The 15,902-nt window shown below is 54.6% G+C and carries 10 protein-coding genes and 1 pseudogene; 5 read left to right on the top strand and 6 right to left on the bottom strand.

Annotated features, from left to right (window positions below):
- Window positions 1-37 precede the first annotated feature (37 nt).
- Complete coding sequence (locus JFY74_20400; GenBank protein QQG28366.1) at window positions 38-970, top strand: sugar kinase; 933 nt, start codon at window positions 38-40, stop codon at window positions 968-970.
- 80 nt (window positions 971-1,050) lie between these two features.
- Here JFY74_20400 and JFY74_20395 read toward each other — a convergent pair whose 3' ends face one another.
- The 6 genes and pseudogenes from JFY74_20395 to bcsE form a co-directional block, all read right to left on the bottom strand.
- Window positions 1,051-2,568, bottom strand: a complete 1,518-nt coding sequence (locus tag JFY74_20395; GenBank protein QQG28365.1) for an insulinase family protein — start codon at window positions 2,566-2,568, stop codon at window positions 1,051-1,053.
- A gap of 359 nt (window positions 2,569-2,927) precedes the next feature.
- Window positions 2,928-4,216 (bottom strand): annotated as a pseudogene (locus JFY74_20390) (dicarboxylate/amino acid:cation symporter).
- Between the two features lie 319 nt (window positions 4,217-4,535).
- The gene (locus JFY74_20385) at window positions 4,536-5,687 is read right to left on the bottom strand and encodes a diguanylate cyclase (protein ID QQG28364.1); all 1,152 of its coding nucleotides are present in this window, start codon (window positions 5,685-5,687) and stop codon (window positions 4,536-4,538) included.
- A gap of 368 nt (window positions 5,688-6,055) precedes the next feature.
- Entirely contained in the window at window positions 6,056-7,717 is a 1,662-nt protein-coding gene (gene bcsG, locus JFY74_20380; GenBank protein QQG28363.1) for a cellulose biosynthesis protein BcsG, read from the bottom strand.
- A 1-nt stretch (window position 7,718) separates the two neighbouring features.
- Complete coding sequence (gene bcsF, locus JFY74_20375) at window positions 7,719-7,937, bottom strand: cellulose biosynthesis protein BcsF (GenBank protein ID QQG30598.1); 219 nt, start codon at window positions 7,935-7,937, stop codon at window positions 7,719-7,721.
- Window positions 7,937-9,526, bottom strand: coding sequence for a cellulose biosynthesis protein BcsE (bcsE, locus tag JFY74_20370; protein QQG28362.1), 1,590 nt, complete (start codon window positions 9,524-9,526; stop codon window positions 7,937-7,939). Before bcsE ends, bcsF begins: the two co-directional genes overlap by 1 nt.
- A gap of 322 nt (window positions 9,527-9,848) precedes the next feature.
- Here bcsE and JFY74_20365 point away from each other — a divergent pair, with 322 nt between their 5' ends.
- From JFY74_20365 to bcsB, 4 genes are all read left to right on the top strand, one after another.
- On the top strand, window positions 9,849-10,058 hold the full coding sequence (locus JFY74_20365; protein ID QQG28361.1) for a hypothetical protein: 210 nt from the start codon (window positions 9,849-9,851) through the stop codon (window positions 10,056-10,058).
- Between the two features lie 2 nt (window positions 10,059-10,060).
- Window positions 10,061-10,798: a cellulose synthase operon protein YhjQ gene (yhjQ, locus tag JFY74_20360; GenBank protein ID QQG28360.1), complete on the top strand. Its 738-nt coding sequence runs from the start codon at window positions 10,061-10,063 to the stop codon at window positions 10,796-10,798.
- Window positions 10,795-13,494 (top strand): UDP-forming cellulose synthase catalytic subunit, encoded by a 2,700-nt coding sequence (gene bcsA / locus JFY74_20355; GenBank protein ID QQG28359.1) that lies wholly within the window; start codon window positions 10,795-10,797, stop codon window positions 13,492-13,494. Before yhjQ ends, bcsA begins: the two co-directional genes overlap by 4 nt.
- A gap of 74 nt (window positions 13,495-13,568) precedes the next feature.
- Window positions 13,569-15,896 (top strand): cellulose biosynthesis cyclic di-GMP-binding regulatory protein BcsB, encoded by a 2,328-nt coding sequence (gene bcsB, locus JFY74_20350; GenBank protein QQG28358.1) that lies wholly within the window; start codon window positions 13,569-13,571, stop codon window positions 15,894-15,896.
- Window positions 15,897-15,902 lie beyond the last annotated feature (6 nt).

Raw genomic sequence — 15,902 nt, 5'->3', positions numbered from 1 at the left:
TCAGGTGCAGGGTACCTTTTCAAACAGGCCAAAAGTGATGACAACTACTAACATTGCCGTAATCGGCGAATGCATGATCGAACTGTCGCAGAAGGGCACGGATCTTAACCGTGGATTTGGCGGCGATACGCTGAACACTGCCGTTTACATTGCACGCCAGGTAAACGCCGATAAGCTGGGTGTGCATTACGTGACCGCACTCGGCACCGATAGCTTCAGTACCGAGATGGTGGCTGCCTGGCAAAAAGAAGGGGTGAAAACCGACCTGATTCAGCGACTGGACAACAAATTACCCGGTTTATACTTCATTGAAACCGACGATAGCGGCGAGCGTACATTCTACTATTGGCGTAATGATGCTGCTGCCCGCTACTGGCTGGGCAGCCCGGAAGCAGAAAAAATCGGTCAATCGCTAGCACAATTTGACTATCTCTACCTGAGCGGCATCAGTCTGGCGATTCTGAACGCCGAAAGCCGTCAGCGTCTCCTCGCCCTGCTGCGCGCCTGCCGCGCCAACGGCGGTAAAGTGATTTTTGATAACAACTATCGCCCACGTCTGTGGCAGAGCAAGGAAGAAACGCAGCAGGCCTACACCGACATCCTGTCCTGTACCGATATCGCTTTCCTGACACTGGATGACGAAGACATGCTGTGGGGCACGAAGCCGCTGGAAGCGGTGCTGGACCGGACGCACGGTTTGGGCGTTAACGAAGTGGTCATCAAACGCGGTGCTGATTCCTGCATCGTGTCTGAACGCGGACAAGAGCTGGTTGATGTTCCCGCGATCAAATTGCCAAAAGAGAAAGTGGTCGATACCACCGCCGCAGGCGACTCTTTCAGCGCAGGTTATCTGGCAGTACGTCTGAACGGCGGCAGCACGCAGGAAGCCGCACAGCGCGGCCACCTGACGGCCAGCACGGTCATTCAATACCGTGGCGCGATTATCCCGCTTGAGGCAATGCCTGCGTAAACCGTACGTAGCGTGGTAATAGTAAAGGCCGCAATCGCGGCCTTTACTATTTGCTGATTAAAGATTTACTGATTAATGACTTACTGTGCGGTGGGCGCCGTTTCCTGCGGTTTTGTTTCTTCGGAAACTGCGCCTTCAGATGCCGCTGCCCCAGCGCGGGCAACCGGTTCGGCCACCGGCGTCATAATCCGGTTATACGCTTCTTGCAACGCCTTCATATTCGCTTCCGGTTCACCGGGCTGTTGGATCAACATCAGCGTTGTATCCTGTACCAGCTGCTGGTGCAGTTCCTGATTCAGCATATCGAGCGTCAACGCGGACAAATAGGTCTGGCGCAGTTTCTGATACTGCTCGGGAGAAATATCTACGACGCCATTCTGCTGAGAGCGCAGCCGCTGATCCATCAGGATGTCCGTGCTGGTACGCGCATAGGTCGCAAACAGCTTGTTCAGCTCGTCCGTCTTGCGCGCAATCAGTGCATCAAACTCTTGCTGTGTCAGCCCTTTTTCACGCAGCGTCGCCAGCTCACGTGCCATAAACGTCACGCCCGGTTCAACACCGTCGCTATTCGGTACATCCATATGAATCGCACACTGAGAACGGGTATAAAACACATTGCAGTCGAAGCGGAGGTTATTGCTCTTCAGCGAGCTCTTCTCCAGCACCTGCTGTAGGTGCCAGAACATCGCCTCCCGCGTCATATCGCCCAGCCAGTAGCGAACCAACGCCTGCGATTCACGAATCGGGTGCCACGGGGCATCCCACATCAGCGACAGCGTATCCTGCTGGACGTTGTTATTCATCAGGCTGATCGCCTGCGGCGGTAGCGGGCTTAATGTCGGCAACGGCGCTGGCGCTTCACGTTTCCCTTCCAGCAGGGAGAAGACTTTCCCGATCTGCTCGATCACGCTGCGGTTATCTACATGACCGACGATGTAGAGCGTCATCGCATCTGGCGTATACCAGGTTTTATAAAACTGCTGGAGCTGCTCGCCATTCAACGGCGGTTTGACGTCCTGAGCAGGATCGTGCGCCAGCAGGGGTGAGCCTTTCAGGCGATAGCGCCAGCTCGGATCTTGTGGGTTAACCGGAAAGGTTGCCACCTGATCGGGCACCTTCAACGCAGCCTGTAGGCTTTTTTCATCGAACGTCATCTGCCCTGCGCTTTCCGAAAGCCACGTCAGCGCTTCCTTCAGCAGTTCAGGGCGATTATTCGGCAAACTCAGGTTATACGATGTGAAGTCATACGAGACAATGACCGGAGGCAGGACGCGTGAGCTGTTAGCATCCCGCATCCACATAGAAGGCCGCTGGGCGGCAGACAGCTTATCGCCGGGCGCTAAGGCCAGACGGGGAAGAAAATGGGCAAAGCCTACCTGCTGCGCGTTTTCCAGCAGCGACCCAGCATTAACAACCAGACGCAGCTCAACCCGATCGCCGGGGCGCTGTGGCGTGGTTAATAACTGCCAGGTAAAACCATTATCAAGTTTACCCTGCTGCCAGGCAGGATCGGGCTGTAGTGCTTCAGCCTGCACGCCGCTGCTGACCACGGCCAGCAACAAACCACCAACGAAAAGCGCCTTTTTGGTGCCCTGCATGTGAACCCCTACTAATAGCTATCCAACATAATAATGTGGTTATTGTTGATCATTATGGTGGCCTTGCGTCTGCCACCGCACACTCTCGTGGATATATCACGGAAAAAATTGAAGACGCGAAGTGTACCATTCCCTTAGACCGCGCGCTTTTGTCTATGTCACTCCAGAAGACGAAATAATCTGCAAAAAAGGTAAAAATAGTCATATTTAACAATATTTTTACGTTTAATGGCGGGTAAGAAAAGGAAGGGAAACAGTTTGGTTCGACGTGTTGGCAGACAAAAAAATTCCCCACGGGCGTTAGCGCCGTGGGGAACTGATTTAGAAAACGATACCGGAACGATGACTACACGTTGGAATTATGACTGCGCAGTTGGTGTAGCTGCGTTATCGTTCTTGTTGGTGCCAGACAGCTCAGCATCCAGTTTCTTCTCATCCAGCTCGCGGCAGTATTTCGCGACCACGATGGTCGCCACACCGTTACCAATCAGGTTGGTCAACGCACGGGCTTCTGACATGAAACGGTCAATACCCAGAATCAACGCCAAGCCAGCAACAGGCAGGTGGCCCACGGCAGACAGCGTTGCCGCCAGCACGATGAATCCACTTCCCGTCACGCCCGCTGCGCCTTTAGAGGACAGCAACAGCACCACCAGCAGGGTAATCTGATGCCAGATATCCATGTGGCTGTTGGTCGCCTGAGCGATAAATACCGCCGCCATCGTCAGATAGATGGAGGTGCCATCCAGGTTGAACGAGTAGCCAGTAGGAATCACCAGACCCACGACCGATTTTTTACAACCGACCTTCTCCATCTTCTCCAGCATACGTGGCAGCACGGATTCAGAAGAGGATGTGCCCAGTACGATCAGCAGTTCTTCACGGATGTAGCGGATGAATTTGAAGATGCTGAAGCCCGTCGCTCTGGCAATACTACCCAGCACCAGGAACACGAACAGCACACAGGTGATGTAGAAGCAGGCGATCAGCTGTCCCAATTGTATCAGCGTACCGACACCATATTTACCGATGGTGAAGGCCATTGCACCGAACGCACCCAGCGGAGCCAGTTTCATGATCATGTTAATGACGCCGAAAATGACCTTGGAGAAGCTGTCGATCACATCGAAAATCACCTTGCCTTTTGGCCCTAAGCGGTGCAGCGCAAAGCCGAACATCACAGCAAACAGCAGAACCTGCAAGATATTACCGCTGGCAAACGCACCGACCACACTCGCTGGAATCACGTCCATCAGGAATGGAATCAGACCCTGTTGCGAAGCCTGTTGGGTATAAACCGCCACCGCAGACGCATCAAGCGTACTTGGATCGATGTTCATGCCCACACCAGGTTGCACCACGTTGACCACGACCAGGCCGATAATCAGCGCAATCGTACTCACGATTTCAAAATACAGCAGGGCGACTGCACCAGTACGACCGACTTCATACTTTCCATGCCTGCGATACCAGTTACTACCGTACAGAAGATAACCGGTGCAATAATCATTTTAATTAATTTAACAAACCCATCGCCCAGCGGCTTCATTTGCTCGCCAAGTTGGGGGTAGAAATGCCCCAACAGTATCCCTATTGTAATGGCGGCAAGAACTTGAAAATAAAGACTTTTAAAAATTGATGTTTTCATACATACGTCCTATGGTGGGGAAAACACAGGAGGGGAATAGGGTACGAAAATGCCGCCTGTGATTGCGCCGAAAAGTAACATTGCAATAACAAGCTGAGAATGTTTTATAAGTTTAGTTTGTGAACGACAGGTTAAAAACAAGAGCTGAATCACGTCAGCAGGAATTATAAAGAAACATCAGTGCAATTTACTTGTAACAGATGCACGTTTTTTCGGCAGAAGAGTGGCGTTAAAAAGCCCTCAAACCCCCGCCATACGGGGAATGCGCCTTTCAGGAAACCTATATATAAAAAGTAACATTTACGTTACCTATGAATACTCAGGAAGGCACCGTGAATTGATGAATTCCGCATTTTTTATCACGCCGTGCCAGCTGCATAGCAAAACGTGCCTGTGATAAAAGCAGCGCCGCCTCCTCGGGTCGAGGGTCGGTAATGGTGAGGATACCCACGCTGACAGCCCGCGCCGGCTGGGAGCCCGCAGGCAAAAAGGGTGAATTAATCGCCAACATCACGTTTTGCGCCCAATCTTGCGCCTGTCCGGCGGATTGCAGCGGTTTCCCGATGATAGCGAACTCATCACAGTCGAGACGCGCCAGATAGATGAGCTCTGCCTCGTTCTGTTCTTCAATCGCCGCGCTGAGCTGCTTCGCCAGCATGTCTACCTTGCCCTGCTTGCTGGCGGACGAATCAAGCCCGAAAACCAGCAGACTGAACGGTGTGGCATCGGCCAGACGCTGTTCAAGGCGTCGCATGAAGTGCGCTTTGTCCGACAGCCCAGCCCCTTCCGTTCCGGCAGAAAGCGACTGCGCCAGCAGTTGTTGATTGCGGTTATAGCTGCGTACCAGCGCGCCCAGCTCATCGTCCTGATGCCAGGGCGGCAGCGTAAGTTGACGGTGGAGCATGTCGTCCGGCGGTAGATTCTGTAACTCGACAATAATCCCACGCAGTGGGTGTATCAGCAGGCGGTTAATGCACCAGGTAATGGCGATCGACATAATCAGCGCCAGCAGCAGATACGTCGCCAGCATGGTTGAAAAGGTGCTGACGATAAATTGATACATCCGGTAGGAATCCGCCTGCAACACCAGATGCGCCAGCGGAGCCGAATACTGCGTCTGCGGCGGGGAATAGAGCGGAATAGAGATGCGGATAGGCAGCTTAAAGACCCGTGCGATCCAGTCTGGCACCGGACGCTCTTTCGGGAAATTCGCGTGTAGCGTCTGGAAATCATCCGGCAGCAGCACATCTGCCCGGCTCAGAAAAGCAACCGGTAATAGGCTATCCAGAATATTGCCCGCCCGCTGCACTTCCCCTTGTAACACCGCATCCGTCAGCGGTTGGCGCACGGAATACGCGATGCTCTCCAACTGCTTGGCATAATCTTCACGGCGCTGATGAACGAAGTGAAAGAGCTGTATGACGATAAACAGACTGATCGTCACCAGTGCCACGGCTGACACGGCTGTCATCTGTTTAATCGTTAATGAACGTCTGAGCCGCAAGCGCTTTCTCCGTCAACCTTTTATGCAGACCTGAATACCTGGCTCACCAAACCACAAACAGGTGAGCAATACACAACGCGAAAAATGCGCACGCGTTACACCCAGCAACGCGATTTACACGCGGCAAATAGTATAAGGCAGCTTATCGCCGCCTTAACGCTGTTTTCTGCTGATGTTCGGGGGATTTCATCTTAATCCTAGGCTACCTTTGGCAACAGCGGTAACGCGGCCTCAGAATAGGGGATATCCCCTGCATAAGCTAGCGCGGTCATTCGGGGAACAGACAAGGGAATCGGGCAGGATTCTCGCCTGCCCGATAACATGATGGGATGACATTATTGTGGGTAAGGCACCCAGTCTCCGCCGTTCAGGCGAATGTAAGGTTTTCCCTGATATTGCATCACGATAGCGTTCTCATTTTCCGAGATCGCTTCCGTTTGCGGCAGTGCGTTCGTCAGCGTTTGCCAGTCAACAGAAGGCGCGGTGAACACCTTGCCGTCCACCATCCGAGCCACCAGTTCTGAAATCGCCAGATAGCTGCTCGGAGACGTAATCTCCAGCGCGTCGCCCTGATGCGGCGCCTGTAGGCCAAACAGTTTCACACCGACCGGAATATGCGTGATACTCGGGCTAGGAATATCGCGCAGCCCGGACATTTGCATTTTATCCCCAGCCAGCGCCGCGCCGTGCTCCGGCACCACAATCACCATGACTTTGCGGCCGGATTTTTGCAACTCATCAAAAAACGTATCCAGTTGGTCAAACAGCGTTTTCGCGCGTGGTGCATAGTCTGCCGACTGGTTCGTACCCACAAAGCGGTTACCGTCATGGAGTGGAATCAGGTTAAAGAAGGTCGCGTTACGCGTCGTCATCGCTTTACCCCGTTCGCCCAACCAGCGATTTAACAGCTCCAGATCGTTATAAATTGGCTCGCCGTCGAACGACGTAATCTGGTGACTGATGCCCTCCTGCGACAGCATCGGGATCTGAATATCACCCTCTTCACGCACCTCACGCAGGTAATTCCCAAAGACGCCGGAATGGTCGAGCATCAGTTGCTCTTCAAAGCCCAGCTTCACCAGATTACTGAACAGGTAACACTGCTGGTTCACTGGCTGATACAAATCGGTGTGGGACTGCTGGCCGCAGCTTGCGCGCAGCAGGCGAATGGATGCAGGCCCGCTATACGCAGTGGCAGAGTTAAACTCACGGAACAGGATATCGAACTTCTTCCACAGCGGATGGTTTTCCAACTGCGCCACTTCCAGATCCGACCATGACAGCGAACAGATATTGATAATCAGCAGGTCAAAAGGCTGCGCATCCTGCGGCAATGTAGCCGGGAATGCCGTGGTTCGTGCTTTTTCTCGTGTATAAAACTGGTCCAGATAAGCCGTCAGGTTCGCGTTCGTTGGCGGTAAGGTGGCCTCGGGTAACGCAGCGTCTCCGCCCGTTGGGGACGACGCCGCTGACGATGTTGATGCCGTTGATATCGCTGGCATCAGCGATACCGCCGAGCCTGCCAGATTGACGATGTTTAACCACGCCAGCGCCGCTACGGTAAACACCGTAATACGAATCCACTGCGCGAAGAACAGATAGGCCACGATAATGACCGCCGCCGCCCCAACCATTTGCCAGTTAATAAAGCGATTGAACAGCTCCAGCAAATAGGCGGCGCTAAAGCCCGCAACCTGTGACCCCTGACTGAGAATACTGTTGATGCCCGGCAGCCAGGTATCGTGGTAAAACAGCCCGATACCGAGCGGGATGGCGATAATATGACGCCAGCGGTGCAGCGTAACGTTGGGAATCGGGAACAGCAAAAACGCCAGAAACACCAGATTAAGCAGCGGATGAAAATTCAGGTAGCCAAACCATAACAGGGCAAATTTCAGCAGGAAATACACATTCCAGGCACCGAGCCCACGCCAGTAGCGCCATATATTCTGCTGTTGTTGCGTATGCGGTTGCTGCTTACGTGATTTGTCGTCCATTTTATTTTTTAGTCTCTGCTGAAGTCGGCTGGATTGAGACCGTCTTTGTTGAAGAAGCACTACGCATCCAGACACGCGCAGGCTTCAGGTAGCGCGGCGACAATAGCCTATTTTTCCAATACTGAAGCCAGTGGGGAATCACACGGTGCGCCAAATAGCCAAGTGTGAAGAAGATGACCGCGCTTAATAGCACCAGTTGAACGATATCAATCAGGTTCATCACGACGGTTCTCCCGGTACGCGAGCCAGTGAGTCGGGTTTCAGTAAATCGGGTTCTAGTAAACTAATAGCAATAGGCTCGCGCCGTGGCGTCTGGCTGCGCGGTGCAGACTCAGTCTGCTGCAATTGAGCATAATCATTAATCTGCTGTTCCTGCCCAGAGGTGCTGTCCTGCACCAACGATTTGATCTCCGCCAGAATTTGTAAATCTTGTGACCACACAATTCGATTACTGAACATTTCATCCACCGGCAGGCGGAAGATGGATTTCAACGCGATATCCAGCTCATTCAGACGGCAATTGGACAGGAACAAAAACAGGCGGCCCTGTGCGATCGTGACGACATCGCCAAAACGTCGCAGCGTGCACTGTGTCAACGCCTGTGCCGCCCGTACTCCTGGCACGGGGCGCAATGCAACCAGTACCCCTTTGCTGCCTTCCGGCATTAGCGTGCTATCAATCAACATCTTGACAGACTGCCGAAATGTCTCTGGAAGCTGGTAACCCTTAATTTGCAACGGTCGCATGGTGGTTAGCAAGACCTCGACATCGACAGGAACATGCTTGGTAAAGCGCTGCCCCTGCACGCTTTCAATCCGCGCCAGAAAACGGGATAGCGGCTCGGCATGGGAGACAATACTATTCGCGCCGCATGCCAATAACAGACGCTCGTCGCTGGCGCGCAGGCAAGGCTTCATTTCCCGCACCACAATCTTCAGCAATTCACCACGCTGACGGCGCAGGCTATGCACCTGCTTGGCAAGCGTATCCACCTGACTGGTCTGATTGAGCGCAAAAACGAGGGTAGCCGAGTTCGTCAGCATGCCGGTTTGTACCAAAATGGCGTTGTCGTCGAGTAGTTGCCAGTTTTCTGACAGCGCAGGCGCGCCTTCCATCACGCTCTTTTCCATCAGGAACAGCCCATCATCATCCAGAGACGGCGTGAGGGTTAGCTCCTCTTCCTTCAGCATGTGCCACCCGTCACTGTCGGATTGCAGCATCTGCACCTTATTCGCCCGTACGCCTCTTTCCGTTGCCCACCATGACACCAGATACTGCGCGCGATCCTGTTGCCATTGCAGGCTAGACAAACCGTAGAGCCCGCGATGTTGAGAAATCAGCATATTCCTCAAGCGGGTGACGCCGCTGCTGTGGCTAATAACCACCAGCGTACACTGGCGTTGATGCAGCCATGCCGCCGTATCATCCACCCAACGCTGGAGCCTTTCCGGCGAAATATCCCGCCACAGGCTGGCCGGAGCATAAAGCACCAATAGACGGTTTTTGGGGCGCAATGCACGCATTAAATCATCGGTTAAATTCAGCAACGCGGCTTTATTTTCTGGAAGTGAATAGCAAGCGGCAGGATTTTTTTCGGCAGTAAATAACGCTGTCAGTAGCGCATCAGATCGTTCTCCACAGCCGATTAACGCCACTCTCGCATCGTTATTTTGGCTGTGCATGACTTGTTGGCAAAATAATGCGGCATCAACTTGTCGGTCAACATTAACCCAATAAAAGCCAGCCTGCTGGAGCGTAGCCAGCTCATCCCAAAGGTGACGAATACCTAATGAAAAGTTCTGCTTCATAGACTGATTTCTTTTTCGTTAATGGCGGCAATCCACCAGTCAAAATAAACTCTAGCAGCCCCTTGCGGGATCACAACTGTCCGCCATGAATTATTCCTATCCTTTGATAAATCAGCTCATTACTATTTTTGGCTATTCACATTGCAATCATAAATTCATTGCTATAGTTAATTGGCACACCTTACTCCTGATTAAAGGCAGCAGAGGCGTAACCTTTCATCTGCCAGACTGCCTGTTATGGGTGCAAAAAGAAGCACCTCATCTGCCATTCAGATGTTCTTCTTTCTCAATGATAGTGGATAGCCTATTTCAGAGGCATGGGATGAATAACGAAACGGCTCGTATAGATACCAGCACTCGCGCCAATTTTACCGAAAATGCAAGAACCGATGACGATCTACGAGTTCTCAGTCAGGCGTTTTCTTTACCTGAAATAAACTATATCGATATCGCTCGTCAGGCGCGTCTCAGACAAATGATGGCTCGCTGGCCGCTGCTCGACGAATTAAAAGAACCGGCTGGGAGCGACTGACGATGCCCGTAATTGCATTGCAGGGAATTCGCGGAGGCGTAGGCACCACTTCGATCGCCGCTGCACTGGGATGGGCCTTCCAACGCCTGGGCGAATCCGCGCTGGTGATTGATTTTTCGCCGGACAATTTGCTACGCATTAACTTTAATATGCCGTTTGAACAACGCCGCGGCTGGGCGCGGGCCGAAGCCGACGGCGCGCCGTGGCAGACCGGTGCCATGCAGTATCTCCCCGGACTGGATTTTCTGCCATTTGGTCGCCTGAACGCGCAGGAAGTCGCGACGCTTCAACAGCATTACCACCAGCACCCCGCACTCTGGCAAAACAATCTGGCGCAGCTCAACTCGGCGGGTCGTCATCGCTGGATACTGATCGATGTACCGGCGGACAACAGCCCGCTCACGCGACAGGCGTTAGCCACCGCGAATACCGTTTTTCAGGTGGTGGTGGCGGATGCCAACTGCCATTCACGCTTACATCAGCAGGCGTTGCCACGTCAGTGCCATTTTCTGGTTAATCAATTTTCTACTCTCAGCACGCTCCAGCAGGATTTACACCAGCTCTGGCTGCACACGCTGTCACACCTGCTGCCGCTGGTGGTACACCGTGACGAGGCTTTGGCAGAATCGCTGATGCTGAAACAGCCGCTGGGCGAATGCCGCCCAGATAGCGTAGCAGCGGAAGAGATCATGACGCTGGCAAACTGGTGCCTGATTCACGTCAAGGAAATTGGCGTATGAGCGGGATTCTGCGCCTCTTTCTCGTTCCGCCCGCCAGACAGGCGATACAGCAGCGCTACCGTGGCTATCGCCAGCAGGGTGCCTCCGCCTTTGCGGCATTTCTCGCCACGCTGTTTGCGATACTCGGCTGGCTCTTCCTGCGGCTGGAGTCTGAGGGCTGGCAACAGATTCGCGTGCAGCGAACCTACTGGTTCCCACACATTTCGCCTCAACGCCCGCGTCCGGCCGATATTCTTCGCTATCTGACGCAGGGGATTTGGCTGCTGACCATCAAAAACGGCCAGTTGCCGACATCACGCCGTAATTACTTCTCCGCGCTGCCGCGCTGGCGGCAGCGCTACATGAACGCGCAGCAAGCGCTGTTCGCCCGCTTTAGCCACGCGAATACTGACGATCGCGAAGACAATGAGTCAGGCTCCGCCAAGACGAGCCGCATACAAAGGCTGGTGACAGTGATACTGAGCCTGCTGTGCGCAGCGCTGGCGCTACTGTGCATCACGCAGCCGTTTGATTTGCTGTCTCAGTTTATTTTTATGGCGCTGCTGTGGGGTATCGCCATGCTCGTTCGCAACATGCCGGGACGCATGCCGACGCTCATGATGATCGCCCTTTCTTTCACCGTCTCCTGCCGTTATCTGTGGTGGCGCTACACCGAAACGCTGAACTGGGACGATCCGCTGAGCCTGATCTGCGGCCTGCTGCTGCTGGCGGCGGAAACCTATGCCTGGGTCGTGTTGGTTCTGGGTTATTTCCAGACAATCTGGCCGCTTAACCGTCACCCGGTTTCGCTGCCGGAAGACAGCAAAACGTGGCCAACCGTCGATCTCATGATCCCGACCTACAATGAGCCGCTGAGCGTCGTGAAACCGACGGTGTATGCCGTGCTGGGCATCGACTGGCCTAAAGATAAGATCAATATTTATATTTTGGATGACGGCGGGCGCGCCGAATTTAAAACCTTCGCAGAAGAAGTCGGCGTCCATTACATCGCCCGCGTCACGCACGAACATGCCAAAGCCGGGAACATCAACAACGCCCTGAAACAGGCGGAAGGCGAGTTTGTCGCCATTTTCGACTGCGACCACGTCCCTACCCGCTCCTTCCTGCAATTGACCATGGGCTGGTTCTTCAAAGACAAAAAACTGGCGATGCTACAAACGCCGCACCACTTCTTCTCGCCCGACCCGTTCGAACGCAATCTGGGACGCTTCCGCCGCACGCCTAATGAAGGCACGCTGTTCTACGGTCTGGTTCAGGACGGTAATGACATGTGGGATGCCACGTTCTTCTGCGGTTCCTGCGCTATCCTGCGGCGTAAACCGCTGGATGAGATTGGCGGCATCGCGGTCGAAACGGTAACGGAAGATGCCCACACGTCGCTGCGCCTGCATCGTCGTGGCTACAGCTCGGCATATATCCGCATTCCGCAGGCCGCTGGACTGGCGACCGAAAGCCTTTCGGCCCACATCGGGCAGCGTATTCGCTGGGCGCGCGGGATGGTGCAAATCTTCCGATTGGATAACCCCCTATTCGGCAAAGGGCTGAAGCTCGGGCAGCGGCTGTGTTATGCCAATGCCATGATGCACTTTCTGTCTGGTATTCCCCGACTAATCTTCCTGACGGCGCCGCTGGCCTTTCTGCTGCTGCACGCTTACATCATTTTCGCCCCAGCGCTGGCGATTGCGCTCTACGTGTTGCCGCATATGGTGCACGCCAGCCTGACCAACTCACGCATTCAGGGTCGCTACCGCCACTCGTTCTGGAGTGAGATTTATGAAACTGTGCTGGCGTGGTACATCGCCCGCCCCACCACCGTGGCCTTGTTTAACCCGCATAAAGGGAAATTCAACGTGACGGCGAAAGGTGGGCTGGTGGAAGAACAGCATGTCGACTGGGTGATTACGCGGCCTTATCTAGTGCTGGTGCTGTTGAACATCGCCGGGGTGGTGTATGCCGGCTGGCGACTGATTTACGGGCCGCCGGAAGAGATCATGACAGTGCTCATCAGCCTGCTCTGGGTCATGTACAACATGACCATTTTAGGCGGAGCCGTCGCGGTTGCTGTAGAAGCTAAGCAGGTGCGTCAGGCACACCGGGTGGAAATGTCGATGTCCGCCGCTATTCTCCGTGCCGATGGACATCTTTTCCCCTGTGTCCTGCGCGACTATTCCGATGGTGGCGTGGGCGTTGAAGCCCGCGAATCAGGCATTCTTCAGGTCGGGGATAACGTCTCGCTGTTGCTAAAACGCGGTCAGCAGGAGTACGCCTTCCCTTTCAGCGTCACCCGCGCGTTCGACAACAAAATTGGTCTGCGCATGGCCAACCTGACCATTCGCCAGCATATTGATTTCATTCAGTGTACGTTTGCCCGCGCCGACACCTGGGCGCTCTGGCAAGACAGCTTCCCGCAGGATAAACCGGTCGAAAGTCTGGTTGATGTGCTGGCTCTCGGCTTTCGCGGCTACCTGCGTCTGGCCGATTACGCGCCGCCCGTCATACGCAACATTATCCTGGCCTTCCTCAACACCGTGGTGTGGGTTGTGTCATTCATCCCGCGCTATGTGGGGAAACGCCCCGTAACAGACTCGCCGGGCGCTGCGCTGCCGGAAAAAAACGTACATCAGGGCCAGACGCCGTCTGCCCATGAAACGCGATTTGCACAAGAGAACCTGTTTACAGCAAAGACAGTGGCTTGATTGCCATTCACAGGCCGTGATCAACGGTCTTTCTCCCGACAACGAGAAAGACCCTTAACATTGATGATGACACGATGACGAAAAAAATAATCTGGTTCACCGCATTGGCTTTAGGCGTCAGCTCATTATCTCAGGCTGTCACCGCGCCGCACGCACAAACACCGGCCGAAGGGGGTGCGACGCAGCCGCCCGCCAATGCTGCCACCGCAACACCAGCGACGACGATGCCTGTGATTCCGCTGGTGCAGCCGCCGGCCAACGCCGCTGTGCGCAACGTGGTGATGCCGTTTGCACAAATCGCGCCGGCTCCGGGCACCTTTGCGCTACGCGGTATCAATCCCGACGGGCAGATTGAGTTCGGCGTTCGCAGCGACGAAGTGGTCACACAGGCTTCGCTCGACCTCGAATTTACCCCGTCACCGGCGCTGATCCCCACCGAGTCACATATCAAGGTTTATCTGAACAATGAGCTCATGGGCGTCACCACGATTAACAAAGAGCAGATGGGGAAATCCAACCGTGTTCGCATGCCTATCGATCCGCGCTACATCACGGACTTTAACCGCCTGCAATTGGTGTTCGTCGGCCATTATCAAAATATCTGCGAAAACCCAGCCAGCACCAGCCTGTGGCTGGATGTCAGCAAAGCCAGCGCGCTCAATCTGCAATTCCAGAAGCTGCCGCTGAAAGACGATCTATCGCCGTTCCCTGCGCCGTTTTTTGACGGCCGCGATACCCGCCCGCTAACGCTGCCCATCGTCTTTGCCGACCAGCCGGATCTGGTGCAACAGCGTGCCGCCGCGGTACTCGCCTCGTGGTTTGGCAGCAAAGCACAATGGCGCGGGCAGTCTTTCCCTGCCCTCTTCAACCAGTTGCCGAATAGTCACGGTATTGTGTTCGCGACCAACGAGAAGCGGCCGGATTTCCTGCGCGATGCCCCCGCCGTGAACGGACCAACGGTATCGATCATCAGCCATCCCAACGATCCTCATATTAAGCTGCTATTGGTTCAGGGGCGTGATGACAATGAACTGCTTACCGCCGTGCGGGGCATCGCACAGGGGAACCCGCTGTTCCGTGGGCAAAGCGTCACTATCGATAAGGTCGAACAGCTCGCCCCACGCCAGCCGTATGATGCACCAAACTGGGTACGCACCGATCGCCCCATGACCTTCGCCGAACTCCAGCAATATAACGAACAGCTGCAAACCGACGGTATCGTGCCCCGGCCGATTTCGCTGACCATGAACCTGCCGCCCGACCTGTTCCTGATCCGCAGTCAGGGCATCGATATGCGCCTGAAATATCGCTACACCGCGCCACAGGTTCAGGATGGTTCACGCCTGAGCATCAACCTGAACAACCAGTTCGTACAGGCCTTCTCGCTGGCACCGGAGCAGGACCAGAATTCCTTGTTGATGCGCCTGCCGCTCACGCAGGGGCTATGGGATTCCGACAAGAGCCTGTCCATTCCGGCGCTGAAACTGGGCACCACCAACCAGTTGCGCTTTGATTTCAACTACACCACGCTGCTCTCCAGCGGCACAGCCGACCGCTGCGAAACCTATACGCCAGTCGTCAATCACGCCGTCATCGACAGCAATTCGACGATTAACTTCTCTGGCTATCGTCACTTTATGGCGATGCCGGATCTGCGTGCCTTTGCCAATGCGGGCTACCCGTTCAGCCGACTGGCTGACCTGTCACAAACGCTGGTGCTGGTGAACAAACAGCCACAACCGGCTCAGGTCAGTGCCATGCTGAACGCCATCGGTAACATTGGGTCGCAAACGGGCTACCCGGCGTTAGCGGTGCAGCTCAGCGATGACTGGACGCAAATAGATAAGCAGGACCGCGATATTCTGATGATCGGCGCTATCCCGCCAGAGTTGCACGACAACAGCAAAATCAACCTGCTAGTCGAGCAAACGCAAAGTTGGATCAAGCAGCCAACACGTCAGACCGCGATCCCAGATATGGGCTCACCCGCATCTGACGCGACGCCAGACAGCAAAACCACCGTCAGCGGTGACGGTGCGATGTCAGCCATTATCGGCTTCCAGTCCCCGTATCACGATCAGCGTAGCGTCGTCGCACTACTGGCCGATAGCCCGCAGGGCTATACGCTGCTCAACAACGCGCTGATCGACAGCGAAAAAAGAGCCTCGCTGTTTGGTTCCGTTTCCGTCATCCGCGAATCGGGTATCAATAATCTGCGCGTCGGTGAGGTTTACTACGTCGGTCACCTGCCATGGTGGGAACGTATCTGGCACGCCTTGGCGCAGCATCCCGTCTGGCTGGCGATCATATCGACCCTTACCGTCATTATTGTTGCCTGGCTGTTGTGGCGTGGCCTGAAATTCTTCAGTCGCCGTCGCCTGTCGCCGGATGAGAGGGACTAACGCACC

Source organism: Pectobacterium carotovorum, from assembly GCA_016415585.1.
Lineage (GTDB): Bacteria > Pseudomonadota > Gammaproteobacteria > Enterobacterales > Enterobacteriaceae > Pectobacterium > Pectobacterium carotovorum_K.
This window is presented reverse-complemented; position numbering and strand designations above follow the sequence as displayed.